Source organism: Agrobacterium sp. AGB01 (assembly GCF_014851585.1).
GTDB lineage: Bacteria > Pseudomonadota > Alphaproteobacteria > Rhizobiales > Rhizobiaceae > Agrobacterium.
This window is the reverse complement of the sequence record NZ_JACVAB010000008.1, coordinates 127,425-153,290: the sequence shown is the minus strand read 5'-3', so window position 1 is coordinate 153,290 and position 25,866 is coordinate 127,425. Positions and strand designations below refer to the sequence as shown.

Below are 25,866 nucleotides of genomic sequence, written 5' to 3'. Positions count from 1 at the left end.
GGCATCAATGCCAAGCCGCGCCGAAGGGTTTTCATTCCGACAGGTTTTTCTCGATCGAGCGTTTGCACAGCTCCGGTTTGCCGATTGTGATGTCCTTGACCGAAGTCCATTTGGACTTGCCATTAGCGTCTTCATCAATTGTAAAATATCGCAAAACGCAGTTCTTGGATTGGAGATCGACGGACTGCACGGCGAAAAGTCGGCTGTCGCGGCGGTAATCAACCCTCACATCACCCTGTTTGTTGCCGCCCGGAAGGTCGATCAAAACACCTGATTTGTGATCGGCAACGATAAATGGTGAGCAGTTTTTCGAACACTTGATGTCAACGAGCGAATATTGACCGGCAAAATTCGGGCGCCTTAACATCGCCGTACGGACTGCCGCTTGGGCGACCGCATCGTCGGCGAGACGATTGCGAAAATCCGGCTTTAGGGTTTGCCCGGTATAGCGCACTGCGGGAAAGTCGGCCCTGTCAGGAACGTCAAATTTGATGTCGTGTACTGCAACCTTGGTGCCGGTCACCTCGAGAAAATCCTGTGGCGGGGCAAGCGGCCTGGGTTTGGGCACGGATACCACATCCTGTTGCTTTGGCGCCGGCTTTTCCTTGTGCCACGCTTTGAAGGTGACAGATTTCTTTTCAACGGATGGCATCTCGCATGCGTACCACTGCGACTGGGAAATGGTCTGACCCTTTGCCCTGTAACACCAGCCATTGGACTTCAGCGTCTTCTCCAGCGCGACGTGATGGTCACAGTCGTACTTCGTCTCCCGCATTTGTCTGTCGCCCTTACGGCAATCCAGAGCCATTCTTTCCCAACGGCTCAGCATCGAAACCGGTCTGCTCCTGTCCGGCTCGGCAAACAGGGGCGCGTCCATTTCGCCGGTGATTTTTTCTGTTCTTGGGTTCCAGGACACGCTGTACATCGTCACCCCGGAAAGGAAGCTGGTACCGGCAGCATTTTTCTGGAACCAATCCGCAGAAAACTCCAGAACGCAGATGTCCTCGCAGATGATGTGATATATGCCTTCATTCAGCGTGTAGGCCCGCACTGGCCACTCGGCAGACAGTTGCCGTCTCTTTTTCAGCACATCCGCCTTGAGTGTCTTTCCGTCAGCCTCGATATCGCCCTTGTCCACAACACCGGCATAGGCCCTGTTCCAGAACGCCATGCCTGGTCTGTCGTTGCGTCCCAGATTTTCGATGTAACTCATCATAAAACGACGGGCTTTTTCCTCTTGCGCCTTCAAAAGCGGCGTGGATGCCACCGGCGGCCGGTCGATCACCTCGCGCACGGACAGGAGTGGAGTTGTTATCCGATATTTTTCCATTTCGCTGGTCGTTAGATAGCGGACGTCATCATGTGAGACGGATAACGAAATCCGCAACAATGCGGGATTGGCACCCATATCATCGAGGTAGCCGATCAGTTCACCCGTTGTTTCCTGCATATATTCAATTGCAGTATCGACATCTGCATCGTCTTCATCCGTCGAATAAATCCCCCGGTGCACACCAAGCGAACCCTCGGCGGCATCTCGCTCAATGCCGCCCATGAAGGCGTAAACACAGGCAGAAGCGCAGCTATTGTCGACGCCCTGAATGGTGTTGAGGCCAAGATCGCGGATGGCTCTGCCAAATTTCATCGCCTCCACGAGATCGCCGCCATCGCTGTTGAAGGAGACAATTTTTACGCCGTATCCGGCGAAATCAAGCTTCAATTGCTCGACATCATATTCTTCGTCAAATTCACCACTGATCAGCAGGTAAGGTGAAAAGCCGTCTGTCGTCACCAGTTCATAGGTAATCTCGGCCCGGGCGTTACTCGACCAGCAAAAACAGGCAAAAAATGCCCAAAGCATGAAACGCACAAACACCAGACCAAGCCCCCAATTACCCAGTAATTTCTCTCATTCGACATTGTGCGAATGACGTCGTCACCACGACTGAAATTTACGAGAACCGCGACCCAAAGCGAGAGGTCGCGGGTCCATGTCATTGCGTCAGATTTTCTATAATTGGACGTTTACAGGCCACTGAACCCCCGACATCGAAGCTGACAATAGGGGTCCAACCGGGCTTGTTTTTTTGATCCTCACCGAGTTCAAAAAAATCAATTATGCATCTATCACCATCAGTGTACAGCGACTGCATGCTCACAAGTCGTGTGGTGGGAGCAGACGCCACACGCAAACGTTTTTGATTTTTTGCACCGGGTAGGAAAGTCGGTTTACCCGTCTTGTGGTCAACGGCGAAAGCAGAGCACCACACGTCAGGGCATTCAAGATCCACGATCGTGTAGTGCCCACCGAAATTTGGGCCTTTACGCATCGCCTCGCGAACAACCGCTTCCGCCGATAGAATGTTGCGATCTCGCCCCTTGAAATCAGGAAGCACGCTCTTTCCCTTGTATGGGGCAGCCGGATAATCATTTGAATCTGGAATCTTGATTTCACCGTTGCCGCCGTCTGCACCACACTCATGCCACAGCTTGTTGCGCGCCTTTCCCGGGGTGCCGTAACACCAGCCAGTTTTGGCGAAAAATCTTTCGATCTGCTGCTTTTCCTCGCAAAATCGCAGTATTTCCTTCTGATCGGCGTAGGTAATTGCACAGACCTGGCTATCAATGTCCCAAGTCTCTATAAGAGTACTTGGATTGTATTTTTCCTCGCGCTCATAACGATGTCTGAAAGACTCTTCGACGATTTTACCTGTTTTCGGGTCCAAAGTTAAAATAATCGTGGTGAATCCTGAGAGAACCTGATCTGTCTCAGCATTTTGCAAATGCCACAGGAACTCTGCTCTGGCGAGACACGTCACAGTGCAGACAACTGCCTTGTTACGAACGTTTGAACTGTAAAACCGTATTGGCCATTGCTTGAAAGATAGGTATTTCTTTTTCACCAAATCCGATTTTGACAGCATGCCATCGCTGGTTTTGATCTTGTCTGCATATGTATCTATCAGGAAAGACAGCGCTTCATCGCTTCCTTCGCGCAATACATCGACGTAGATCAAAAGAGTATCGTATGCCCATCTTTCAGGCGTTCCTGAACGAGCCCTTATATTTGGTGCAACGGTGGAACCTGGCGCTTCCGCATTTTTGGACGTGGTTTCGGGCGCTGTTTGAACCACGTATTTGTTCTCAGTAATCGGAGTGATAACCCGATATTTTTCCATCTCGCTTTTAGTCAGACCACGTGGTGCACCTGTAGTAGAGGCCATGACCGCCACGAGCGCTGGATCAATGCCCATTTCAGCGACGTAGGTTTCGACCTGCTCAAGCCGCAAATTAATCCTTTTGTTCCGACTGCTCGTCGCAGCCAACAACTCGCCGCCGTGTATTGCAAGAGAGCCATCGTCCGCGTGACGTTCGACCCCCCCCATGAAAGCGAACACGCAAGCAGCCACGCAGTCAATTGTGTCGAGATGAACTGTGGCAAGGCCAAGGGACCGAATTGTTCTTCCAAACTCGATCGCCTTGTCAACAGCGCCACCCCCACTATTAAAAATGACGGCATTTACACCGCTGGCGGCGACCTCAAGCGCAAGCTGGTCGGGATTATCAGACGGCGCAAATGCGCCACTGACCAACAGATAATTCAATTCGGGATACTTGAGAACCTTATAGGTAATCTCGGCCCGGGCGCTACTCGACCAGCAAAGACAGGCGACAACCGCCCACAGCATTAAACGCAGAAACACCCGATCCAGCCCCCAATTGTCAGGCACGTGCCATGTGCACCGCCCCTATGCGATTCCTTCGCCTAATATGTAGCACTGCGAACAGGCCTACACGTTAAACGATTAAGTAAAACGCTATGCAAATCGCGCTATTGGCGAAAAATGTCGATCATCCGTGGCTGCAATCGCAACCAATCCCGTCCTCCAACGGGGTTTATAAACGGCCGGGCAGGGGTTTTAAGCCTGTTCCGGTCCGCGTGACGCCTCCGGTTTCCAGCCGCGTGTATAGCCATGCCCCATGGCCGCCACGGCAATGTTCAACTGGTGCTGCAGATGTTCGATCTCCTCGATCATCGCTTCGATGGCCGCCTTGGGATCACCGTCGTGGCAGGACAGGATATAGTCGGCAACGTCGATATTTTTTTCAGGGCGCACGGTCCCGTTCTCCTGCTTAAGAGCCAAATTTCACCTGATATGTTGACCGTATGATCGATGCCCCAGCACCTAGTTTGTTCTATTTATGTTCTCATTTACGGGAGAGTCAAGGCAAACCTGAACCTGTGGAAAAATCGCCTGATGATACCGGAATTTTCAGGGGCACCGCTGGAATGCGCAACCGCACGGCGGATGACGCAAAAAGCCTTTTGCAGCAGGAATCTCACGTCGGGATACGGGCTTTGGCGTTGCTGTCTTAACAACGCATCGTTGCTCTGACGCCGACTACCAATCAAATAACCCCCGCCCATAATCCTCGACTATCCGCCTCCAAAAAACTAGAAGATCGGCGTGATCGACGAGAGGAACAAGACATGAGTAAAGCAGCCGGGAATGGCTGGTGGCTACATTGCGTGGTCATCGGCATTGTCATCATCGCGGAACTAATCGGCATACAACGCCTGCCGATCGGTATTGGCACGGTGGTGTTCCTGCCAATTCTGTATGCCTTTGCGATGGGCATCATCCTTAACCCCCATATTCTCAAAAAGACCGCAGCCCTTATTCCGCCAAGCGCGGTCAAGCTGTCGGGCACCATGATCACCATTGCGATCATGCCCTTCATCGCCAAGTTCGGCACCACTGTTGGCCCACAGGTCGATGCCATCATCGAGGCTGGCCCGGCACTGGTCATTCAGGAACTCGGCAACCTCGGCACCATCGCCGTTGCTTTCCCGGTTGCGGTGTTTCTGCTGCGCATGGGCCGCGAATCCATCGGTGCGACCTATTCGATCGACCGCGAGCCGAACATTGCGCTGATTGCTGACCGTTACGGCCTCAACAGCCCGGAAGGCGCTGGTGCCATGGGCGTTTACGCCACCGGCACGCTGATCGGCACCTTCGTTTTTGCCATCATGCCGCCGTTGATCCACTCGCTTGGCTGGTTTGATTTCCGTGCGCTTGCCATGTCCTGCGGCGTTGGTTCCGGCAGCATGCTTGCCGCCTGCACCGGCGGTCTCGTCACCATCATGCCTGACAACAAGGATGTCATTCTGGCCCTTGCTGCCGCCAGCAACATCCTGACCTACGCCACCGGCCTTTATGTTGGCCTGTTCGTGGCCCTGCCGCTGACCGACTGGCTGTACCGCAAGGCACGCCCAAATGACCCGGCGAACTACAAGACCAAGGAGATCGCAGCATGAGCACCGCGCACACAACATCCATGGAAGACGTCATTCCCCAGCACGGTGAAGATGAACGCAAGGTCAATGTGGCACGTTACGCCGTCCTGCTTCTGGTTGCCTGTGTCATCGGCCTCATCTCCAACTGGGTCGGAACCGGCACAAGCCCGCTGACGGCGCTGCCTGGCATGGTCGTTCTGTACCTGCTGTCGGTCGCTGGCATCGTGATGGCGCGTTTCATCCCGCTCAGCCTGCCAGGCGTTGCCTGGACCTCGCTTCTGGCCATTCTGGTAACGGTGCCAGCCATTCCCGGCTCCGCCTGGGTGCTGGCGCAGGTTGAGGCGCTGAACTTCCTGGCACTGGCCACCCCGGCGCTGGCCTATGGTGGTCTGGCCCTGACCAAGGGCGAGTTTGACATTGCCCGCCGGTCTGGCTGGAAAATCGTCATCGTCGCCATTTGCGTGATGTTCGGCACCTATATCGGCTCTGTTATCATTGCGGATATTTCGCTGCGCCTCACCGGCATGTAAGCTCACCCTTTGAATCACATCTGGCCGCCCCGCAACGGGCGGCCTTTTTGAATGAAACACGTGTACTGGAGCCGATCATGCAGGGCGAACACATCGAGGAAGCCATCAAGTGGCGCCACCACCTCCACCAAAACCCCGAACTCGGCTTTGAGGAACACAATACCGCGGCCTTCATCGCCTCACACCTGTCCGACTGGGGTTTCAAGGTTACCACAGGTTACGGCAAGACCGGCGTTGTCGGCACGCTGTCCAAGGGCAGCTCGGCAAAGGCCATCGGCATCCGCGCCGATATCGATGCCTTGCCCATTCTCGAACAGAGCGGCGTTGCTTACGCCTCCAAGGTAGCGGGCAAGATGCATGCCTGCGGCCACGATGGCCACGTCGCCATGGCGCTTGCCGCAGCACGCATTGCCAGCAAGTCGGATTTTGACGGCACGGTGCATTTCGTGTTCCAGCCTGCGGAAGAAAACGAAGGCGGCGGCCGCGCCATGGTGGAGCAGGGGCTGTTTAAAGATTTCCCGATGGACCGCATTTTCGGCCTGCACAACTGGCCGGCACTGGACCTCGGCAAATGCGTGGCGCGTGATGACCGCATGATGGCGGCCTTCGGCACCTTTGAAATCAAGGTGGTCGGTCGCGGTGCCCACGGCGCCATGCCCCATGAAGGTGCAGACCCGATTGTTGCGGCCTCGCAGATTGTCTCATCGCTGCAGTCCATTGCCGCACGCAATGTCTCGCCGCTGGAATCGGCCGTTGTCTCGGCCACTCAGATCCACGGTGGTGATGCCTGGAACGTTATTCCCGAAGAGGTGGTCATTCGCGGCACCACCCGCTGGTTTGAGGAAACGGTTGGCGACAAGCTTGAAAACCGTATCAGAACATTGGCTACCGCGGTTGCCGCAGGTTTTGAGTGCGAAGCAACACTCAATTACGAATATCGTTACCCCGCCACCATCAATGACCCGGAAAGCGCCCGGATCGTGCGTGCCACGGCCAAGTCTGCGCTGGGGCTGGATGTGGTGGAGGTTCCACCGAGCATGGCGGCGGAAGATTTCGCCTTCATGCTGCGCGAAAAGCCCGGTTGTTATTTCTGGCTGGGTGCCAAGCGCGAGGGACGTAACCCCGGCCTGCATTCTGCCTATTTCGATTTCAACGATGCGCTTTTGCCCACCGGTGTGGCCATGTGGGGTGCACTGATTGAAGGGCAACTGGCAAAGGCCTGAGCCAGCAGCGCCTCGTGCCTATGCGTGCGGGGCGCAATTGCCAGAACCCACGTTGACTGGCCTAACGTTTTGACGAAAATACACTTATGGAAACGCTCGACGCAAAAGCCTTGCGCATGTTCATCGCTGTCGTCCGCTGCGGATCGATCAGAAGTGCCGCCGATCATCTCGGCGTGGCAGCCTCTATCGTCAGCCGACAGATAGCCGATACCGAAAAGAATGTCGGCCTGCCGCTGTTTGACCGCACCAGCCGTGGTGTGGGGCTAACGGATGCTGGCGGGCTGGTCTATGAACATGCCCAGCGTGTGCTGGAAGACAGTGGCGTGCTGGCCGAACAGCTGGACCAGTTGCGCGGCATCCAGCAGGCGCGGGTGCGCATTTGCTGCGGCGAGGGGTTTCTGGGCGACCTTATCGAACACGCACTGTCGAAATTCGTGAAAGTCTATCCCGGCATCAGCTATTACCTGAAACTTGGCAGCACCGATCAGGTGCAGGACGAGGTCGCCAATGGCGATGTCGATATCGGCATTGCTTATAACCCCGTCATCGACACCCGCATCCGTTCGCTGGCCATTTCCCGCCAGCCGCTGTGCCTTGTTGCGCCGCTCGACCATCCGCTGCTGAAAGAACAGTCGGTGTCGCTGGCCCAGTGCATGACACAGTCTCCCTATTCGCTGCTGATCAAGGGCCATGGCGTCACCCAGCTGGTGTCGCGTGTTGCTGTTGACCACGGCATTGCGGTCGCACCACTCATCGACACGCCGTCGATTGACGTGCTGCGCCGCTTTGTCATGGCGGGCCTTGGCGTGACCTTCCTGCCGCGCTTTGCCGTCTCGACAGAACTGAACCGCGGCGCACTTGGCATTGTGGAACTGAATGACCCGCTTCTGGTGCAGGCCAGTGCCCACCTCATGGTCAAGGCACGTCGCCGCCTGCCAAATTCGGTAGAACGTCTCAGTAGTTTTCTGGCCGCCGAAATGGCCGCTTTCCAGCAATAACAACGCCATATTGGCCTGATGCATCTATCCCATCTATCTGGCCCGTGTTGCTTCACCGGCAACACTTTGTTCCCGGTTGCCCAACTACCGTAACGCCCTGTTTGATGACAGCCTCACACTCGACGGATCGACTGCACAAGCGGCGAAAAACGGATAAACGAGGTGGAATAATGTCAGAAGAAAACAGGCAAACGGTCGGGGTTGTTGGCCTTGGCAGCATGGGGCTGGGCATGGCACAAACCCTGGTGGCGCGGTTTGCCACGCTGGGTTTTGACCTGTCGGCAGAGCGCCGAGCATTGGCAGAAAAATCAGGCATCGTGCCAGTCACCGCTATTCGCGAACTGTTTGAAAAATGTGATTTTCTGGTGTTTTCCCTTCCCACTGCCAAGGATGTGGCCGGTGTGGTCAATGACCATGTCGATGCGCTGGAAGCGCGCCAGGGCAGCAAGGTGGTCATTATCGACACCTCCACGTCCGAGCCGGATGTCAGCCGCGAGCTTGCCAAGCGCCTGAGCGCCCTTGGTCATGGTTTTCTCGATGCTCCGGTCAGCGGCGGCCCGGCCGGTGCAGCGTCCGGCAAACTGACAATGATGATTGGGGGCACGGCCGAAGATGTGGCACTGGCCAGCCCTGCCATTGAAACCATGGCCTCCAAGGCACTGCATGTTGGCGCAAGCGGCGCTGGGAACGTGGCAAAGCTGGTCAACAACATGCTGGCCGCGGCCCACATGGTCACCACCCGTGAGGGCCTGAAACTGGCGCTGGCCGCCGGTATCGATCCAGAAGCTGCCTTGCGCGTCGTAAACGCCGCGTCTGGCCGTTCGATGATCTCGGAAGTGCATTTCCCAACCTGGGTGATGTCCGGCCGCTTCGACAGCGGTTTTTCCATGGGCCTGATGCGCAAGGACGTACGCCTTGCCAGTGAACTGGCCGCCAGCACCGGCGCCGATCTGCCTGTCGCGCAAACCGTTGCCAACCTGTGGGCCGGTACCACCGAGTTTACGGACGGCGATGATTTCACTCGTATGGGCGCCTTCAAGGCAGCAGGCAATTAAGGAGCGATATCAATGGATAATCTGAACATGACAAATGAGCCAGGCGCCCGCATCCGCGAAATCTACAAGACCATCACCGGCGCGGAAGACATTGCCAGCTTCGTCGGCGGCGAATTCATCACCGGTTCTGGCACCGAACTGGCGCTGACAGACCCATCCACCGGCAAGGTTTTTGCGCAGTACAAGGATGCCGACAAGGCGGTCATCAATGCCGCGATGGATGCTGCAGCCACCGCTCAGAAGGAGTGGATGAAGCTGACGGCATCCGGCCGTGGCCGGGTGATGTTTGAAATCGCCCGCCAGATCCGCGCCAATGCCGCCGTGATTGCCGAGGTGGAAAGCCGCTCTGCCGGTCGCCCGATCCGCGATATCAGAGGCGAGGTGACCAAGGTCGCTGAAATGTTCGAATATTATGCCGGCTGGTGCGACAAGCTGCATGGCGATGTCATTCCCGTGCCGACAACCCACCTCAACTACACCCGCAACGAGCCCATTGGCACTGTGGTGCAGATCACCCCGTGGAATGCGCCGCTCAACACCGGCGGCTGGCAAATTGCGCCGGCCATCTGCGCTGGCAATGCCGTGGTCATCAAGCCATCGGAACTGACACCACTCAGCACCATTCTGCTGGGTGTGTTGTGTGAAAAGGGCGGCGCACCGCGCGGTCTGGTCAATGTTATTGCCGGGCAGGGCACCACGGCCGGTCAGGCCGCCATTGCCCACCCGCAGACCGGACTTGTGGTGTTTGTCGGTTCGGCCTTTGCCGGTTCGATCATCGCGGCAGAAGCCGCCAAGAATGTCGTGCCATGCATTCTGGAACTCGGTGGCAAATCCGCCAATATCGTGTTTGACGATGCCGATATCGACCGCGCCATTCTCGGTGCGCAGTCGGCCATTTTCGGCGGTGCCGGCCAAAGCTGCGTTGCCGGTTCGCGCCTTCTGGTACACCGCTCCATACACCAGAAATTCGTCGAGAAATATACCGAGGCCACCCAGCGCATTCCGGTTGGCGACCCCTTCCTGGACACCACCCAGATCGGCCCGATCAACAACCTGCGCCAGTGGAACAAGATCACGGAAATGGTTGAAACCGGCATCAAGGAAGGCGCAACGCTTGCCACCGGTGGCCGCAAACCATCAGAACTGGAAGCAACGGGCGGTTATTATTTCGCCCCAACCATTCTCGACAATGTCGCGCCACAGGCAACACTGTCAAAGGAAGAGGTGTTTGGCCCGGTGGTTGGCGTCACACCATTCGACAGCGAAGAAGAAGCAATCGCGCTGGCCAATGACAATCCTTACGGATTGGCCGGTGCCGTGTGGACCCAGAATGTGGCCCGCGCCCACCGTGTGGCATCGCAGGTGCGCGCCGGTACCTTCTGGATCAATGGTTACAAGACCATCAGCGTCATGTCGCCATTCGGTGGCTTCGGCAAAAGCGGTTATGGCCGCTCCAGCGGTCGCGACGCGCTTCTGGCCTATACCCAGACGAAGAGCATCTGGGTGGAAACCGCAGCAGACCCGGTGATTACCTTCGGTTATTTCGCCGGATAAAATCAGGATGAAGCGGGCCGGTCATTCCGGCCCGTTTCTGTTTCAGGCCCAACTCTTTCACCTTGCCGGATATGTCCGGATGCCGCATTCTCTATGGCGAGGATAACAAAAGGTGGGAATGAGCATGGAAACCAACCAACTGCATCGCGGTCGGCTCATCGACCATATCCAGCTTGTCGTGCGCGACCTGAAGGTCAGCAAGCATTTTTACACCGCCGTTCTTGCTGTACTCGACATTCCGGTTGTCGAAACGGCAGACGATTTTTTCTGGGCCGACGAACTGGTCGTGTCCTCCGCCAAAAGTCCGGCGGCACTGGGCGTGTTGACCGGGCGTCACCATCTGGCCTTTCAGGCCAAGGACCGCGCCACGGTGGATGCCTTTTACAAAACAGCACTGGAACATGGCGGGCAGGACAATGGCGCGCCCGGCGAGCGCGAGAATTATCACCCCGGTTATTACGCCGCTTTCGTGCTTGATCCCGACGGCAACAATATCGAAGCCGTCTTCCACGGTGAGGCAAAACGCAGCGCACCATCCGTTGTCATCGACTTCTAGGATGTCAGGACGTTTTGTCTGATACCGTACGATGACAGCTTGTCATCACGCACAGTCACGCATTTTTGAACAATGCTGAAACTTTTTCGCCGGACGCGAGTTTAGGCAGGGAGCGAATTGCTCGCAATTCTACAGTTCGCAATCAACCTCCAAAGTGAGGGTTGGTACGTTCCCGTAAGGAGATACCCAATGAACTCTATTATCTATCTCGTCGGCCTTGTTGTTATCGTCTTGTTCATTCTGTCGTTCCTGGGACTACGCTGATGACCGATCACACCATTGTTGAAACTCCCGCAGTGGGAACTCCCCCGGTGGAAACGCCAAACCGTAGCCATGTCGATTGGCCGGCCATTTTTGCTGGTGCCGTCATCGCATCCGGCTCCATTGCCGTTCTGACGACGTTTGCTGGCGCTTTAGGACTTAGCTCCATCACAGCTGATGATGGCGGCGATATCAGCACAGTATGGGTGGTCCTGACGTCATTGTTCGTCATCGTCTCCATGGTTGGCTCTTACATGCTGGGCGGTTACGTAACCGGGCGCATGCGTCACCCTTCTGTAGAGACATCGCGCGATGAACTGACCTTCCGTGATGGCATCAATGGTCTGGTAGTCTGGGGCATCGGCACCATCATTTCAACGCTTCTGGCGGTTGGTCTGGTGTCTGGCGGCGTCAAGGCAGCAGGCAATGTTGCAGCCACCGCAATTGAAGCAACCGGCTCAGCAGTCGGCGGCGCTGCACAGGGTGCTGGACAGCTTGCCGGTGGCGTCATTTCCGGTGCAGGCAGTGCCGTTGGCGGTGTTGCCCAGGGCGTTGGTCAGGCTGCAGCCCCTACGGTCAACGACATGTTGCCAGGCGGCTTCAAGGCCAACCCGGTTGACTACTTCACTGATGTTCTGTTGCGCACAGACCCGCAGATTTCACAGATGGATGATACCCAGAACATGGCCTACACCCAGCGTCAGGTCAGCGGTATCCTCGGCACTTTGCTGTCGACAGGTGAAATCAGTGATGGTGACCGCATCTGGCTGACAAACCAGATCGTTGCCCGCACGGGTCTTAGCCCAACCGATGCAGAAGTTCGCGTTGCCGAAACCGTAGAGCGTGTAAAGACGGTGCGTACCGAAGCGCAGGCCAAGATCGACGAAGCCCAGAAACAGTTGACTGAAGTCCGGGCACAGGCAGAAAAAGCCGTCGAAGATGCCAAGGTTGCAGCAGCTGATGCTGCCGAGAAGGCCCGCATCACCAGCATTCTCACAGCCTTCCTGCTGGGTGCATCTGCCCTTGTCGCAGCGGTTGCCGCCTACATTGGTGCCGTTCATGGTGGCCGTCACCGCGACGAAGGTCGCATCTGGGGCGGTCTCGCCTACAGAAAGTAACCAAGCTCCCCCTGAAGAAGGCAGCCCCTGTCTCACACGTGAGGCGGGGGCTGTCGCTCGCTGACGCCGTGGCCAAATCGAACACCTGGCCAGGCAGACGGCAACATCAAGCGGACCAGTGGCGTAAAGCCAACATATACCGCAGCGTGTGGAACTTCTTGCCGCTTTCGCTGTTTCGCTTACGTACTCAAGGTAAAGGAATTAGGGATGAAAACCACGACAACAACTCGAGCCAAATCACTCACCCCTACGCAGTTGAAGAGCGAAATTGCCCAGCTGCAAAAGCAGGTAGCAGACCTCAGCAAGCAGCTTGCCACGCTGAAATCCCGCAAACAACCGGAATCCTTTCTTGCCATCGGCCAGGATCGCCCATGGATGCGCATTGCCGCAACGGTCGCCGCAACATTCGTACTCGGTCGTATCGTAGACCGTTTTCGGTTGGGTGCCGCCGGTGCGACAGCCGTACCGATGATTGCGGCCCAGCTTGGCCACCGCTTTTCGCTTACCCACCGCCGTCGGTAACTTGAATGCCACCACGGATTAAGCAACAACATATCATTGGTAGTGCGACACAGCGGCTTTTGGCCCGCGCGTCGTGGAGATCGCAGTAAAATGTCGTCCTTCCTGGAAACCACATTTGGACCCAAGGATTTTAAAATCATCGAGACTGCATTGCAGGCATGGCGCAGTCATTATGCACTGGCAAAGGATGATCCCGATGTTAGCATAGCCGCCGAAATCTGCCTCAATCTCTACCGTGAGGGCAACAGAAACCTCCAGGATCTGCAAAACGCCATGGCGCGTCACAAGGGCCTGAACGAGATCGCCTCGCATCACTAAAGCAGCTCCAGCGACGCTGGAAACCGGTCTCGCTGGAAACGCCTCAGGCTATTTTAGCAAAAACATTTTGAGACGAGGGGCGGGGCATTTCATGCGCCGCCCTTTGGTTTTGACTGCTAAAACACCTCAAATTCGCTCGGGGGAGCCGCTGCCGTCAGTTCATCGAGTTCATTTTTTGCATGAACTTCCAGTTCCTATTCCTCAGGCGCTCATGTTCAAGGGCATAGATTTTACGCGCTTTTGAAAGAGTCCAACCAATCTGATCAATGAGAAGAATCATTTGACGGACCGATAAAATCGCGTTGAGCTGGTCTACAACCATCTTTTCTTCGGGTGGGATAGAGGTTTCGATATATGTCCTGAAGGCATCTAAGTCGGATTGGATACCGTCAGCCCCTGAAGAAAAGTTCGCACCTCGATAGGTAAGGTGAGGGATGACATTGAAGGGGGAAAAATCAAACGCTGCGATGCCGCAACATTCAGCCAAGCAGTTGGTTTCCATTTTTTGGCAAAGAAACGCAATGCTCGGTGGTAGTTCTATAGTTATCATAAGCCTGTGATTGCATCGAATTTTATGTGAATGCAAGAGTGAATTTCCGCCATGGTTGCATCTCACCATAGCCACAAAACCGTTCCCCCGAACGGACAACGAAAAACCGAAAAAGCTTCAAACTCGCCAGCGGCAAGGCGGCCTGTTATATCAGGCGCACTGGCAGCGATGCCTCTATAAATACGCGTTCCGGGAGGCATGATGAAGCCGGACATTTTGATTGTCGATGACGATCCCGCCATCCGCTCGGTGGTACGGGTGGCGCTGGAAAAGGCGGGCATGACTGTGGCGGACGCCCGCGACGGACGCAGCGCGCTGCAGGCAATCGCTGAAAATCATTGTGATCTGGTTGTGCTTGATATCGGCATGCCCGACATGGATGGTTTTGCCTGTTGCCGCGCCATCCGCGCAAATTCCAACGTGCCGGTGCTGTTTTTGACCGCGCAGGATGACGAAATAGACCGCGTGCTGGGTTTCGAACTGGGTGCAGATGATTACGTGACCAAACCATTTTCGCCGCGCGAACTGGTGCTGCGCATCAAGGCCATATTGGCACGGGTCAGGCCCGTGCAGGACTACGTCGTCAGCCCCCGAGTCATAAGTCATGGCGATCTGGTGGTTGATCTCAACCGCCATGCCTGCACATTGCGCCACCAGGCACTTGACCTGACAGCGACCGAATTTTCAGTCCTCAGCATTCTGCTGGCTCGACCGGGTTTCGTTCTGGATCGCAACATGCTGATCAAAGAGGCCTATGGCAACAACTCCAGCCTGTCGGGCCGCACACTTGACAGTCATGTCAGAAACATCAGGGCAAAAGCCGCCGCACTGGGTTACGCAGACATCATCGAGACGGTACGCGGTGTCGGCCTGCGGCTTGGTCCCTGCACAATTGGCCCGAATGGGCAAAACACATGACAAGGCCGCTGGTCAGCCGTGTGCCGCACAAGTGGCGTCCGCGCATGGCACTGGTCGTGACATTGGTCTGCGCCAGCCTGCTGGCCGTGCCATCAGTGGCAATTTTTGCCCTGCAACTTGGCACCAACTGGTTCATGCGCGAGACAGAATCCGCCTTGCTCAAGCAGGCCGCCATCTATGCCGGTGCCTATGCGCAGGCTTTTGAGGCGACAAAGACCGAAGGCGACACCGCCACACCTGGGTACTACCTGCCGCCGCCAATGCGCGTCTTCTGGAATGCCGAAGCACGCACCTTCAATTCGCTGCTGGATCTGCGCGTCAACACCATTGAACCGACCCGGCCGGATGCGATGCCTACCGACAAGACGCTCGGTCCACGCTACCAGCAGATAGCAGACGGACTGAAGACTTTGGCGGAACGCGCCGGTCGCACCACGCTTTCGAGCGTGGTGTTTGTGGATTTTCAGGGGCTTGATCTGCAAGCGGCCACACCGATGAGCTTTGCCAGTGTGCCAGAGGTCGAAAAGGCACTGCGGGGCGAGGTGGGTGCAGCACTTCGCTGGCGCAGCGATGCCGATGCCCGCTGGCCGTTTTTATCCGTCAGCCGCGGCACGGGTTTTCGTGTGTTGATCACATACCCCGTCATCAGCGCCAACCGGGTGATTGGCGCGGTGTATATTTCGCGCACGCCGCGGCCGCTTGAAAACTATTCCTCGCAGGAGGCAACCGCCTTCATCACGCTGGCCGCGGTGACGGTGCTCGGCGCGATGATCATCGGGTCGTTTCTGGTGTGGGCTGTGCTGCGGCCGCTGCTTGCCCTGCGCAATCAGGCACGGCGGGTTGCAAATGGCGATGATACCGACCTTGCGCCGCTTGGCCATTACGGCATTGCCGAAATAGCGCAACTGGGTGACGCATTGCTGACCATGGCCACCAGCCTGTCACAACGCTCCAAAGAAATCACCATCTACACCAATCATGTCACGCATGAGCTTAAATCGCCGGTCACCTCCATCGTCGGGGCTGCCGAACTGCTTGAAGACGGCGACCTGCCACCAGAAACGCAGCGTGCGCTGGCCGCCACAATCCGCGAGCAGGGCGATCGCATGACCAGACTGCTGGACCAGTTGCGGGAGATAACACGGGCACGGCAGCACGTTTTAGGTCAATCCAGCCATGTGCCAACCCGCTTATCCCAGATGTCACCGGCGGAAGATGGCCTGGAAATCTCCGTCAATGACGGGCAGGCGACACTGCCGCTTTCGCTGCTACATGGCCGCACCATTCTGTCCCACATGGCGCAAAATGCCCGCCACCACAGTGCCGACAGGCTGTTGTTGCATTGGAATGGCCGACAACTGATCATTACCGACAATGGTCGCGGATTTGCCGACGTTGATCTGACCCGGCTTGGCCAGCCGTTTTTCACAACGCGGCGCGAAGAAGGCGGCACAGGCCTAGGGCTTGCCATCGTCATTGCCATTCTGGATCTTTACGGCGCAACGCTTCGTCCTGTGCGCCACGAAGAGGGCGCACGCTTTGAGATATTCTTTCCAGGCGACTGATCTCTGCACACAATCTGCACCAAAGCTGCACGACACCACGGGCGAACCAGCGCGCCATGCGCGCTAGACAGGCCAGGCAGGCACCAAAAAACCTGCTCATTCGATAGGAAAACCAATGAACGTAAAGCTCCTGTTTGGCCTTGCCATTGCGCTTGCCTCGCCACTATCTGCCCTTATCGCCACGCCTGCCAGCGCCGCTGACAACATCGCCAATCGTTATCTGAGAGCCTCTGAGCCATATTCAAAGGCGACATGCCCGGTGAAACCGGATGGCATCAACAATTTCGTCTATTTCAGCCGCGATCGTGAAGCAATTCAGGGCCATCCGCTGCTGACCAACGCACGTTTTTCCGGCGCACAGATCATGTATTCCTGGCGCAACCTTGAACCGAGCGAAGGGCAATATGACTTTTCCGACATCAAGGCCGATGTCGATTACCTTGCCCAACATGGCAAGAAGCTGTTCATCCAGCTGCAGGATGCGTCATTCTCCCCCGAATACAAGCCGGTGCCGAACTACCTGCTGACAGAAAAATTCGACGGTGGCGTTACCGGCCAATATACCGATGACGGCAAGCTTGAGGGCTGGGTGGCCAAACGCTGGAACGACAGTGTTCATGCGCGCCTCGAGAGCCTGTTGCTGGCACTCGGCAAGGAATTCGATGGCCGCATTGAAGGGATAAACCTGCAGGAAACCGCAATTGGCGTCACCGCCAAGTCCGATCATTCCTTCTCGGCCGCGCGTTACATTGAGGGCATTAGAGCCAACATGCAGGCGTTGAAGACCGCATTCCCGAAATCGACAACCATGATCTATGCCAACTTCATGCCGGATGAGTGGTTGCCGTGGGACGACAAGGGTTATCTGCGCGGCATCTACGACTTTGGCAACCAGATCGGCGTTGGCCTTGGTGCACCCGACCTAATGGTAACCCGCAAGAACCAGCTGAACCACGCGCTTGCCATGATGCATGAGAACAGCTTCACGGTACCGCTTGGCATTGCGGTGCAGGATGGCAATTACATTGGCGAAACCGGCACTGAAAAGGTCGTCAAGAAGCGCAAAAATCTGGTGCCGATGCTACACGCCTTCGCAGCAGATTTTCTCAAAGTGAACTACATGTTCTGGGTCAACCAGCAGCCCTATTTCGAAGAGGACGTGCTGCCCTGTTTCGCAGAATAAACGGGTATCCAGTTGTCAATGACCGCACGAAAGCCGGAGGTCACTGACTGATGACATAGAGCGCCGCCAGATCATTGTCGATCGGGCGGCGAGGCTTGAAACGTGCATGCAGGCCTTGGACCTGCAATCGATAGTTCGCCACCAATCCACTAAGTGCAGTCAAAATCTTGTCGGCCTCAAGCGCGCAATAGGAGTTGCCAAGCACCTGCAACACATCTGCACTGCCACGCTGGTCAAACTTGGCGAGCACAGTCGTTTCTGCCGTGCGCTCATAAAGCCAGTCATCGGCCAGCATCATATGGTGGCGCAGTTCATCCAGCAGGGTCTGGGCGTAAACCAGCTCGCCACGTTTTGCCCGCCGGAAAGTCTCATGCGCGGCCGCAATGCCTTTGCTGATGGAGATATCTACCTCGTCGGCAGTGACGGTAAACGGCAATTCCCGCGATGCCTCAACTAGCCCAGCCACGATCATTTCCGGATCGTGGAGAATGATCGTCGGAAGCCGATACCATGGCGATGGCACCAGTTTCGCTGCATCAAGATAAAAGATATCGACCTTGTTGAATGGTGCGAAATGCGAAACACAGTGGCGGGTGCCGGGCATCCATTCATTGAACAGGAAACCCGGCCATTCCATAGGAATATTACGCCTGTTTTGCACGAACCAGCCGTGGCGTTCAGGCCGCACGACAACCCGCAGGTCTATGTCGGAATAGGCGTCAAAACTGCCCGCCGCCAGCGACCCGGACACAAACAGGCCAAGTACATCCGCATTGGCGCAAAAATGATCCGTGGCTACATCAAGCAGACGGTCTCTGGCGTGGGACAAATCTTTCGGATCGAGGTTGGCCATAAGTCGATCCTAGCAAAAGCCGCGATATCGGCAATGGGTGAGATATGGCTGCCGTCGCGTGAGGTTGCGTTACGCCAGGTGGTCGAGTTCAGCCGGGATAATCAAGAAACATCGTCGGTGTCATGGCCGTGACCTGCCGGAAGGCGCAGGAGAATGACGCTGTGCTGGAAAAGCCGAACTCACTGGCAACGCGGGCAATGGCATAACCTCGGCCCAGCTGGTCCATGGCCTGCACGATGCGGGCACGCTGCCGCCAGGATTTCAGCGTCATGCTGGTTTCCTCCGGAAAAAGCCGGCTGACCGTGCGCACCGAGGTTGCCGCCCGTGCCGCCAGCTCATCAATGTTCAACTGATTACGGCGGTCCTCGAGGGCGAGATCCGCCACCCGTTTGCCAATCTGGCTGACGGGCAGGGGCAGAAAGGTCGGGGCGTGCGCCGTCTCCGTCAGTTCATGCAGCATCAGCCTTGCGACCAGTTCAACCTTGTCCGGCCCGGTCGTGTCGGAAAAGGCAGCGTCAAGCAGCGCCTGCATCAGCGGCGTCACCCTCAGCGTAAACGGCCGGTCCAGCTGGGTTGGCGGCGCCCATGCCTCGGCCACCGCTGGTTCCCAGTTGACCATCCACAGTTCAGCATCGGTCAGCACCTCGACCCGATGTGAAACGCCGGCCGGTATCCACACGGCAAGCTGCGGCGGCACCAGCCAGCGACCGGCCTCCGTCAACACCTGCACCATGCCGGATGCGGCAAAGGTCAGCTGCGCTTCTTCATGGGTGTGGGTCGGCATGCCCATGCCACGCTGTTTGAAACCACGGTGCAGGGTAAAGGGCGGTTTGTGCATCCGGTTTGGCCTCTGCGCGATGCGGATTGGCGTCACATCGCCAAGCCGTTGGTCTATCATGGCCAGTATCAAAGGTCGAGCGCGTGCAAAGCCCAGCGGCACAAGCACCCGAAATGAGGTACGAGAGATGAAAGCGGTCGTCATCAGACAATACGGCAATAATGACGTGGTAGACTATACCGACGTTGATCGCCCGGTGCCGGGGCCAAGTGAGGTTCTGGTCAAGGTCCACGCCGCAGGGGTCAATCCCGTCGACTGGAAAATCCGTGGCGGCCTTGGCCAGCGCATGGGCCTGTCGCTGCCCATTCATCTTGGCGGAGAAATTGCCGGCACCATCGAACAACTCGGCGATGCCGTCAGCAACTTCAAACCGGGCGATGCGGTCTATGGCATTATCCCGACCGGCGGGTTTGCAGATTATGCCATTGCCAAGGCCGACGACATTGCCCACAAACCGGCCAATCTCGACTTCATGGAAAGTGCCGCCATACCACTTGGCGCGCTCACCGCATGGCAGGCGATGTTTGATCTCGCCAAACTTCAGAGCGGCCAGAAGCTGTTGATCACAAACAGTTCTGGCGGTGTCGGTTCGCTTGCCGTGCAACTTGCCAAGGCCAAGGGTGCGCATGTCACCGCCATGGGATCAGCCCGCAATGAGGACTATATCCGCAGCCTCGGCGCAGATCAGTTCATTGATTACAAAAGCCAACCCTTTGACACCATGACCAAGGATATCGATGTGGTGTTCGACACGGTCGGCGGCGACACCTTCGACAAGGCATTCCTGCCGCTGAAGAAGGGCGGTTTTCTGGTCACTGCCGTGGCGTTCCCCGCCGATGAGGCAGACAGATATGGTGTTGGCGCTGCCCGCATTTTCTGCAAAGCCAATGCACAACAGCTAATGTCGATCAGGGAGCTGGTTGAGGCAGGGAAACTGAAACCCACCGTCGCAACGGTGCTGCCGCTTGCAGAGATCAACCAGGCCTTTGATCTCTCCGAGGCCGGGCGCACCCGTGGCAAGATCGTGCTTGATGTCATCGGTCAGCACTAGACGGCATACCTGATCGGGCGCGGCGAGGGGAGTGTCGCCGCCCATCATCCCGGCAGATGTTCGGCGGCAAAATCCACGAAGGCGCGTAGTTTGGGCGACAGATGTTTGCTCGTCGGCCACATGACGCTGATCTGTGTTTTCGTGGGCAGATAGTCATCGAGGACACTGACCAGACGGCCGCTTTGCAACTGGTTGCGCACGGCAAGATCCGGAACACAGGCAAGGCCAAGACCATTTTCGGCAAAACAGATTTGCGGGTCGAGCGTGTTCATGACGGCGCTGTTCAAAAGCTCGACATGAACCGGTTTCCCGCCATCGGACAGCGGCCATTTGTCCAGCTTGCCAGTGGTGGCGAAGCGGTAGATCAGGCAGGGATGGGTGGCAAGGTCTTGCGGACGCTCTGGAATACCGGCATCGCGAAAATAGTCCGGTGAACCGATGATCACCCGGCGGTAATAACCAAGCGTGCGTTTCATCAGGCGGCTGTCGGCATGGTCTCCGGTGCGGATCACCGCGTCAAAACCCTCATCGATCACATCAACGATACGATCGGTGAAATCGAGTTCCAGTTCGATCTGCGGGTAGAGCCGTTTGAACCCGGCAATCCTCTGCACAAACAGGCTGCCCAAGGACGGCAGGCTGAGGCGTAGTTTACCCTGCGGTGCCTGCCGCGTTTGCGACAGTTCGGTTTCGGCCGCCTCAAACTCTCTGAGGATATGACGACAGCGTTTGAGAAACATCGCCCCTTCCTCGGTCAGGGTGATGCTGCGGGTCGATCGATGAAACAGCTGCACGCCAAGCCGCTCTTCCAGACGTTGTACGGCCTTGCTTACCGCCGATGCCGTGACACCGAGCTTGCGACCCGCCTCGGTAAAACCACCGGTATCGGCCGCGTGAACAAAGGCATGGAGCGCCCCGAAACTGTCCAAAACTCATCTCCCATGCACGACAAAAATTCCAAAGTGTTGTGAATTGTAGAGAATTTTTCCTTGCCTGACGAGCCTTTACAGCTGACCGGCAACCATCGCTCGTGCCGATTTGGCCATCTGCGGCATGGTTATGGACCGACACCAAATTTCGAAAGGCTCTAACGCATGACGACACAAACCAACTCTGCATCGCCGGCCGCACCGCCGCACAGTCTACCGCTTGGCAAGTTGCTGGTGCTTGCCTGCGCAGGTTTTGTCACCTTGATGACGGAGGTCATGCCCGCAGGCCTGTTGCCGCAGATCAGCGCCGGGCTTGGCGTAACCGACAGCCTGTCCGGGCAACTTGTCACCGCCTACGCCGCTGGCTCTTTGCTGACGGCCATTCCTTTGATGACACTGACCCAGGCTTTGCCGCGACGCGGGCTGTTACTCAGCGCATTGGTCGGTTTTATCATCGTCAACGCCGTTACGGCGGTGTCTGATCTCTATTGGCTGACACTGGTTGCGCGGTTTTTCGCGGGCATGTTCGGGGGCATGGTGTGGGCGCTGCTGGTCGGTTACGCAGCGCGTATTGCGCCGCCGCATCTCATCGGCCGGGCCATTGCCATTACCGGTATTGGCGGCCCGCTGGCCTTTTCCCTTGGCTTACCCGTTGGCACATTCTTGGGCACGATATTCGGTTGGCGGCTGGCCTTTGGCGGCATGAGTGTACTGGCCTTGGCACTTGTGCTGTCAGCCTATGTCGTGCTGCCAGATTTCCCAGGCCAGCAGCATGGCAAACATGTGTCCATTCGCCATGTCTTGATGCTTCCAGGCCTTGTTGCCATCCTGTCGACGATGTTGATATTCGTCGTTGCTCACAACATTCTCTACACCTATATCGCACCCTTCCTGCAGCCTTCGGGCCTAACATCGCGTGTTGATCTCGTGCTTTTGCTGTTTGGTGTCGCTGGTATAATCGGGCTGTGGTTGGCAGGCACATTCATCGACCGACACCTGCGCGTGATGGTGCTTGGCAGCCTGCTGGTATTTGCAACCATTGCCCTCGTGCTGGCCTTTGCAACAACGTCACCATCAGTCATTCTGGTCGCCGTGGTTATCTGGGGCGGTGTCGTCGGCGCTGCGCCAACCCTGTTCCAGACCGCTCAGGCCAAGGCAGCGGGTGAGGCGACAGATATGGCGCAGGCCATGTTCGTGACGGCTTGGAATTGCGGCATTGCTGGTGGTGGTCTGGTGGGCGGCCTGCTGCTTGATCATATCGGCCCGGCCTCATTTCCCTGGGCCATCTTTGCGCTGCTGCTTGTTGCGTTGGGGCTAGCAACGGTGGCAAAGCGCCACGGTTTTGTCGCGGCAAAACCATAGCAAACCACAACGGCTTGAGCGCTGTTCGCCAACGCTCAAGCTTTGCATGTATGGGTATCAGCCGTTGTTCCAGCCTGTCACGGTCATGCCGCCAAACAGCATTTCGCTTGGCAGGTTGAAGATGAAATAGGGGTTCAGCGGCGGCAGATGCGACCGCCCTTGCGCGCACTGATCGATTTTCTCAAAGCCTATGACTGAGCGGATGCCAGATCAGGTGTGAGCAAGCTCCGGTCAGACAAAATCTTGCTCATGATAACGCTGCGATAATTGGTATGCGACCACTGCGCATGTTCCACGAACCGATAGCCCAGGCGGCCATACCAGCCGACCAGATGCGTGGCAGGTTCGGCGGTGTCGAGCGCGATCTCCTGCGCGCCGCTGTCACGCGCCAATTGTTCGGTGGCCAACATAAGACGCAATCCGATACCATGCGCCTGAAGGGCGGGATCGACGGCAAATTGCGCCAGTGACGCGACCTCCGGCCGGTCATACCAGCCACAGCCTGTGGTCTGCGCCGCATTGCGAAACAGGATGGTGCCGCAAATCTTGCCGTCCATTTCCGCCACAAGGCAGGTGCCCTGGTTGACGCGCTCACGCGTTACGTCCTCGCTCTGGTGGGTCGCCATATAACGCAACCCCATGCGGGCAAGCCGCCCATAGGCACTGTGTAGCAGCGTGGTCAGTTCTGTCATGGAATCAGCAGCTTGCAGCAACCGGATCACCGGCTGCCGATCGTGTGTGGCAGATATTTGCATTTGGAAAATCCGTTGTGAGGTCCCCACTTTGCATATCTTCCTTTTAGCCGACAATTGAGTTAGCGTGACCAACCTGTCAGGAAATCTCACATATGCGTCGGTCACTCCCTCCATTAAATGCGGTCAAAGCCTTTGAATGCGCCGGTCGGCACCAAAGCCTGACCGATGCAGCGGACGAACTCGGCGTGACCCATGGCGCCATCAGCCGCCAGATCAAGATCCTCGAGGACTGGTTGGGCGTGCGCCTTCTGATGAAAGAAGGGCGCGGCGTGGTGCTGACGGCGCAAGGCCGGCTATTTCTTGGTGAAGCGACGAAACTGCTGGATGGGCTGGCGGCCGCCAGCCAACAGCTGACCGGCCGACAGGACCTCCGGGTGCTGCGCATCAATGCACCACAGACCTTCACCATGCGCTGGCTCATTCCGCGATTGCCGGATTTTACAGCGCTCCATCCAGAGATCGAGATACGCCTTGCTGCGTCCATCCTGCCGCTGGACAAGGTCATCGATCACCATGATGTCGCCATCAGGCGCGGCGCACTGGGTGCATCCAGCACGGCTTTTCTCAGTGAAACATGCCTGCCGGTGGCAAGCCCGCAGCTACTGTCGTCCATGCCTCTGCATCAGGTTCAAGACCTGAAAAACCACACACTTCTACATGCAGAATCCGTTCCAGACCTCTGGCAACGCTGGCTGGACCGGGCAAGGCAACCCGGCCTCAGTGGCAAGGCGCAGCTGCGCTTTGAACCGCTCTATCATTCCATTCAGGCGGCAGTCGACGGCGCAGGCATCGCCATGGGCCCAAGCGCGCTTGTAGCGGCAGATGTCGCGGCTGGCAGGCTGGTGCAACTGTTTGCCGACATGCCCCTGACAATGGATGACTTCCATGTGCTGGTCGCACCCGATAGCAGCAATTTTCGCGACGCCAAGGCGTTTGAGCGCTGGCTGATAACGCAGGGGCAGCCGCATCAGCCCGACACCAACACCTGATATCTCCAGCGAAATCCCGCCTGTGACAATGGCCACAATATCGCACCATCAGCATATTGCAGCCAGCGCAAAACCGCCTATTCTGCCCCCGCGCGAACACCCCAAAACCAGTGTCACCATGCAGTTTTTCGCAATGAATTCATGGTCAACTGCGGTTGCCCCACACCACGCCCGCCGGGCTGCTCAACGGAGATGAGACATGTTTACCCACATCATGATTGGCAGCAATGACCTGGAACAGGCCAGACGTTTCTACGACGCGACATTCACGGCACTGGGCGGCAAACCGGGCGAGATGGATGCCAGAGGTCGCCTGATATATCTGCATGACGGTAGCCGGTTGATGATCACCACACCGATTGACGGCAAACCGGCAACAGCCGCCAATGGCGGCACCATCGGCATTGCGGCAGCCACAGCAGACAATGTCCAGGCATGGCATGATGCGGGTGTCGCCAATGGCGGCACCTCCATTGAAACGCCACCCACAGAACGACCCAACGGCGCTTTCGTCGCTTACCTGCGCGACCCCGACGGCAACAAGCTGACCGCCCGCACACCGGCAAAGAAGTGAGATAGACCAACCTCTATGAAAGATGATTTGAATTCCGCTGTGCGTGCAGTGGCAAAAGGTTCGGGATGGTCGGTAAAGCGCGACACCCTCGTGAAGCGTCTTGGTGGTTCGGTGCTTGCGGTGCATCCGCGCCGCGGCTCAAAAGGCATTATCGAGTTCCGGGCTAAACCTGTTGTCTGGGATCAGCTGCTCTGGTCGATCCTCCAAATATCAGGCAATGAAAAAATGCCCGCCAGCTTCCATTTTAGTGGTGCATTTACGTGCGACACACCGGCATTGATGCACTTAACGATGGCAGACACAGACGGGCATGACACGGTCGCCATCAAAATGCTCGAACTTGCGGCACGTTGCCAAGGCCAGACCGGCCTGTGGAGTGGTTATAGTCTCAACGATGCGATAGCAGCCGAGGCACCAAACCAACCCTATCGCTATCATATCACGCAAGTGATTGAGCGGATCTCCGCCGGAGATCGGCAATCTGCAATTTTCATCTGTCAGCAAGCGTCTTCCGGTGCGCTGGACATTAGAAAGTCGTTCAGTTCCACAGACAATGAAACCTCGCCAGATGCCACAGGTGGTCGACCATCCAAGACCTTCTTTGAACTTGCACAACTGTGGATGAACCGACATTGATGAGCGGACAGCCACCATGACAAATGGCTTAGTGGGCACCGCGTTCGCGGGAAGAGGCGATCAGCGCAACCGCCGAAAGTTTGGTCCGTCTTGGCCTGATAAGCGCCCAAAAACACCCTGAAAATTCGACCGGAAACCATAAAAACAAAGCCCTATTAGAAGGGGCTTAACGAAATCGTTTCTCGAGGCTAGAATAGTCTCGCTAAAGGACGGAACCTTTTTCGGTCCG

Annotated in this window: 26 protein-coding genes; 18 read left to right on the top strand and 8 right to left on the bottom strand. The window is 56.8% G+C overall.

Annotated features, from left to right (window positions below; all coding sequences use genetic code 11):
* Positions 1-31 precede the first annotated feature (31 nt).
* From IB237_RS23075 to IB237_RS23065, 3 genes are all read right to left on the bottom strand, one after another.
* The gene (locus tag IB237_RS23075; protein ID WP_192491070.1) at positions 32-1,861 is read right to left on the bottom strand and encodes a hypothetical protein; all 1,830 of its coding nucleotides are present in this window, start codon (positions 1,859-1,861) and stop codon (positions 32-34) included.
* 133 nt (positions 1,862-1,994) lie between these two features.
* Entirely contained in the window at positions 1,995-3,731 is a 1,737-nt protein-coding gene (locus IB237_RS23070; RefSeq protein WP_192491069.1) for a hypothetical protein, read from the bottom strand.
* Positions 3,732-3,920: 189 nt separating this feature from the next.
* A complete protein-coding gene (locus IB237_RS23065) occupies positions 3,921-4,118 on the bottom strand; it encodes a hypothetical protein (protein WP_250985413.1) in 198 nt (65 codons plus the stop codon).
* Positions 4,119-4,492: 374 nt separating this feature from the next.
* Between IB237_RS23065 and IB237_RS23060 the strand changes: the two genes are divergently transcribed.
* The 10 genes from IB237_RS23060 to IB237_RS23015 all read left to right on the top strand — a co-directional run bounded on the left by IB237_RS23060 (position 4,493) and on the right by IB237_RS23015 (position 13,434).
* Entirely contained in the window at positions 4,493-5,320 is an 828-nt protein-coding gene (locus IB237_RS23060; protein WP_192491067.1) for a DUF3100 domain-containing protein, read from the top strand.
* On the top strand, positions 5,317-5,829 hold the full coding sequence (locus tag IB237_RS23055; protein ID WP_192491066.1) for a hypothetical protein: 513 nt from the start codon (positions 5,317-5,319) through the stop codon (positions 5,827-5,829). The genes IB237_RS23060 and IB237_RS23055 overlap by 4 nt, the downstream gene beginning before the upstream one ends.
* Before the next feature lie 77 nt (positions 5,830-5,906).
* A complete protein-coding gene (locus IB237_RS23050) occupies positions 5,907-7,052 on the top strand; it encodes a M20 aminoacylase family protein (RefSeq protein ID WP_192491206.1) in 1,146 nt (381 codons plus the stop codon).
* A gap of 86 nt (positions 7,053-7,138) precedes the next feature.
* Positions 7,139-8,050 carry a LysR family transcriptional regulator gene (locus IB237_RS23045; protein ID WP_192491065.1) on the top strand — a complete coding sequence of 304 codons (912 nt, stop codon included), beginning with the start codon at positions 7,139-7,141 and terminating at the stop codon, positions 8,048-8,050.
* Between the two features lie 104 nt (positions 8,051-8,154).
* The gene (locus IB237_RS23040; protein ID WP_192491064.1) at positions 8,155-9,105 is read left to right on the top strand and encodes an NAD(P)-dependent oxidoreductase; all 951 of its coding nucleotides are present in this window, start codon (positions 8,155-8,157) and stop codon (positions 9,103-9,105) included.
* A gap of 12 nt (positions 9,106-9,117) precedes the next feature.
* Entirely contained in the window at positions 9,118-10,659 is a 1,542-nt protein-coding gene (locus IB237_RS23035; protein ID WP_192491063.1) for an aldehyde dehydrogenase family protein, read from the top strand.
* A gap of 124 nt (positions 10,660-10,783) precedes the next feature.
* Complete coding sequence (locus IB237_RS23030; RefSeq protein ID WP_192491062.1) at positions 10,784-11,215, top strand: VOC family protein; 432 nt, start codon at positions 10,784-10,786, stop codon at positions 11,213-11,215.
* 263 nt (positions 11,216-11,478) lie between these two features.
* The gene (locus IB237_RS23025; RefSeq protein WP_192491061.1) at positions 11,479-12,594 is read left to right on the top strand and encodes a hypothetical protein; all 1,116 of its coding nucleotides are present in this window, start codon (positions 11,479-11,481) and stop codon (positions 12,592-12,594) included.
* 207 nt (positions 12,595-12,801) lie between these two features.
* Complete coding sequence (locus IB237_RS23020; protein WP_192491060.1) at positions 12,802-13,116, top strand: hypothetical protein; 315 nt, start codon at positions 12,802-12,804, stop codon at positions 13,114-13,116.
* Between the two features lie 90 nt (positions 13,117-13,206).
* On the top strand, positions 13,207-13,434 hold the full coding sequence (locus IB237_RS23015; RefSeq protein WP_192491059.1) for a hypothetical protein: 228 nt from the start codon (positions 13,207-13,209) through the stop codon (positions 13,432-13,434).
* A 154-nt stretch (positions 13,435-13,588) separates the two neighbouring features.
* Here the strand turns inward: IB237_RS23015 and IB237_RS23010 are convergent, their stop codons facing one another.
* Positions 13,589-13,984 carry a DUF6331 family protein gene (locus IB237_RS23010; protein ID WP_192491058.1) on the bottom strand — a complete coding sequence of 132 codons (396 nt, stop codon included), beginning with the start codon at positions 13,982-13,984 and terminating at the stop codon, positions 13,589-13,591.
* Positions 13,985-14,185: 201 nt separating this feature from the next.
* Here IB237_RS23010 and IB237_RS23005 point away from each other — a divergent pair, with 201 nt between their 5' ends.
* From IB237_RS23005 to IB237_RS22995, 3 genes are all read left to right on the top strand, one after another.
* Complete coding sequence (locus IB237_RS23005) at positions 14,186-14,902, top strand: response regulator transcription factor (RefSeq protein WP_192491057.1); 717 nt, start codon at positions 14,186-14,188, stop codon at positions 14,900-14,902.
* Complete coding sequence (locus IB237_RS23000; protein WP_192491056.1) at positions 14,899-16,467, top strand: histidine kinase dimerization/phospho-acceptor domain-containing protein; 1,569 nt, start codon at positions 14,899-14,901, stop codon at positions 16,465-16,467. The genes IB237_RS23005 and IB237_RS23000 overlap by 4 nt, the downstream gene beginning before the upstream one ends.
* A gap of 115 nt (positions 16,468-16,582) precedes the next feature.
* Positions 16,583-17,650 (top strand): hypothetical protein, encoded by a 1,068-nt coding sequence (locus tag IB237_RS22995; RefSeq protein WP_210324071.1) that lies wholly within the window; start codon positions 16,583-16,585, stop codon positions 17,648-17,650.
* Positions 17,651-17,690: 40 nt separating this feature from the next.
* Here IB237_RS22995 and IB237_RS22990 read toward each other — a convergent pair whose 3' ends face one another.
* Both IB237_RS22990 and IB237_RS22985 read right to left on the bottom strand, forming a co-directional pair.
* Positions 17,691-18,503 carry a nucleotidyltransferase domain-containing protein gene (locus IB237_RS22990; protein WP_192491055.1) on the bottom strand — a complete coding sequence of 271 codons (813 nt, stop codon included), beginning with the start codon at positions 18,501-18,503 and terminating at the stop codon, positions 17,691-17,693.
* A gap of 88 nt (positions 18,504-18,591) precedes the next feature.
* Positions 18,592-19,401, bottom strand: coding sequence for a helix-turn-helix domain-containing protein (locus IB237_RS22985; protein WP_246788226.1), 810 nt, complete (start codon positions 19,399-19,401; stop codon positions 18,592-18,594).
* 67 nt (positions 19,402-19,468) lie between these two features.
* Here IB237_RS22985 and IB237_RS22980 point away from each other — a divergent pair, with 67 nt between their 5' ends.
* Positions 19,469-20,392: an NADP-dependent oxidoreductase gene (locus IB237_RS22980; RefSeq protein ID WP_192491054.1), complete on the top strand. Its 924-nt coding sequence runs from the start codon at positions 19,469-19,471 to the stop codon at positions 20,390-20,392.
* A gap of 44 nt (positions 20,393-20,436) precedes the next feature.
* Here IB237_RS22980 and IB237_RS22975 read toward each other — a convergent pair whose 3' ends face one another.
* Positions 20,437-21,321 (bottom strand): LysR family transcriptional regulator, encoded by an 885-nt coding sequence (locus IB237_RS22975; RefSeq protein WP_192491053.1) that lies wholly within the window; start codon positions 21,319-21,321, stop codon positions 20,437-20,439.
* Between the two features lie 165 nt (positions 21,322-21,486).
* On the opposite strand from IB237_RS22975, the gene IB237_RS22970 reads away from it, so the two are divergent.
* The gene (locus IB237_RS22970; protein WP_192491052.1) at positions 21,487-22,683 is read left to right on the top strand and encodes an MFS transporter; all 1,197 of its coding nucleotides are present in this window, start codon (positions 21,487-21,489) and stop codon (positions 22,681-22,683) included.
* Positions 22,684-22,871: 188 nt separating this feature from the next.
* Here the strand turns inward: IB237_RS22970 and IB237_RS22965 are convergent, their stop codons facing one another.
* Entirely contained in the window at positions 22,872-23,438 is a 567-nt protein-coding gene (locus IB237_RS22965) for a GNAT family N-acetyltransferase (protein WP_192491051.1), read from the bottom strand.
* 92 nt (positions 23,439-23,530) lie between these two features.
* Here IB237_RS22965 and IB237_RS22960 point away from each other — a divergent pair, with 92 nt between their 5' ends.
* From IB237_RS22960 to IB237_RS22950, 3 genes are all read left to right on the top strand, one after another.
* Entirely contained in the window at positions 23,531-24,427 is an 897-nt protein-coding gene (locus IB237_RS22960; protein ID WP_192491050.1) for a LysR substrate-binding domain-containing protein, read from the top strand.
* Between the two features lie 199 nt (positions 24,428-24,626).
* Positions 24,627-25,001, top strand: a complete 375-nt coding sequence (locus tag IB237_RS22955; RefSeq protein WP_192491049.1) for a VOC family protein — start codon at positions 24,627-24,629, stop codon at positions 24,999-25,001.
* Positions 25,002-25,028: 27 nt separating this feature from the next.
* Positions 25,029-25,637 carry a hypothetical protein gene (locus IB237_RS22950; protein ID WP_192491048.1) on the top strand — a complete coding sequence of 203 codons (609 nt, stop codon included), beginning with the start codon at positions 25,029-25,031 and terminating at the stop codon, positions 25,635-25,637.
* Positions 25,638-25,866: the final 229 nt, after the last annotated feature.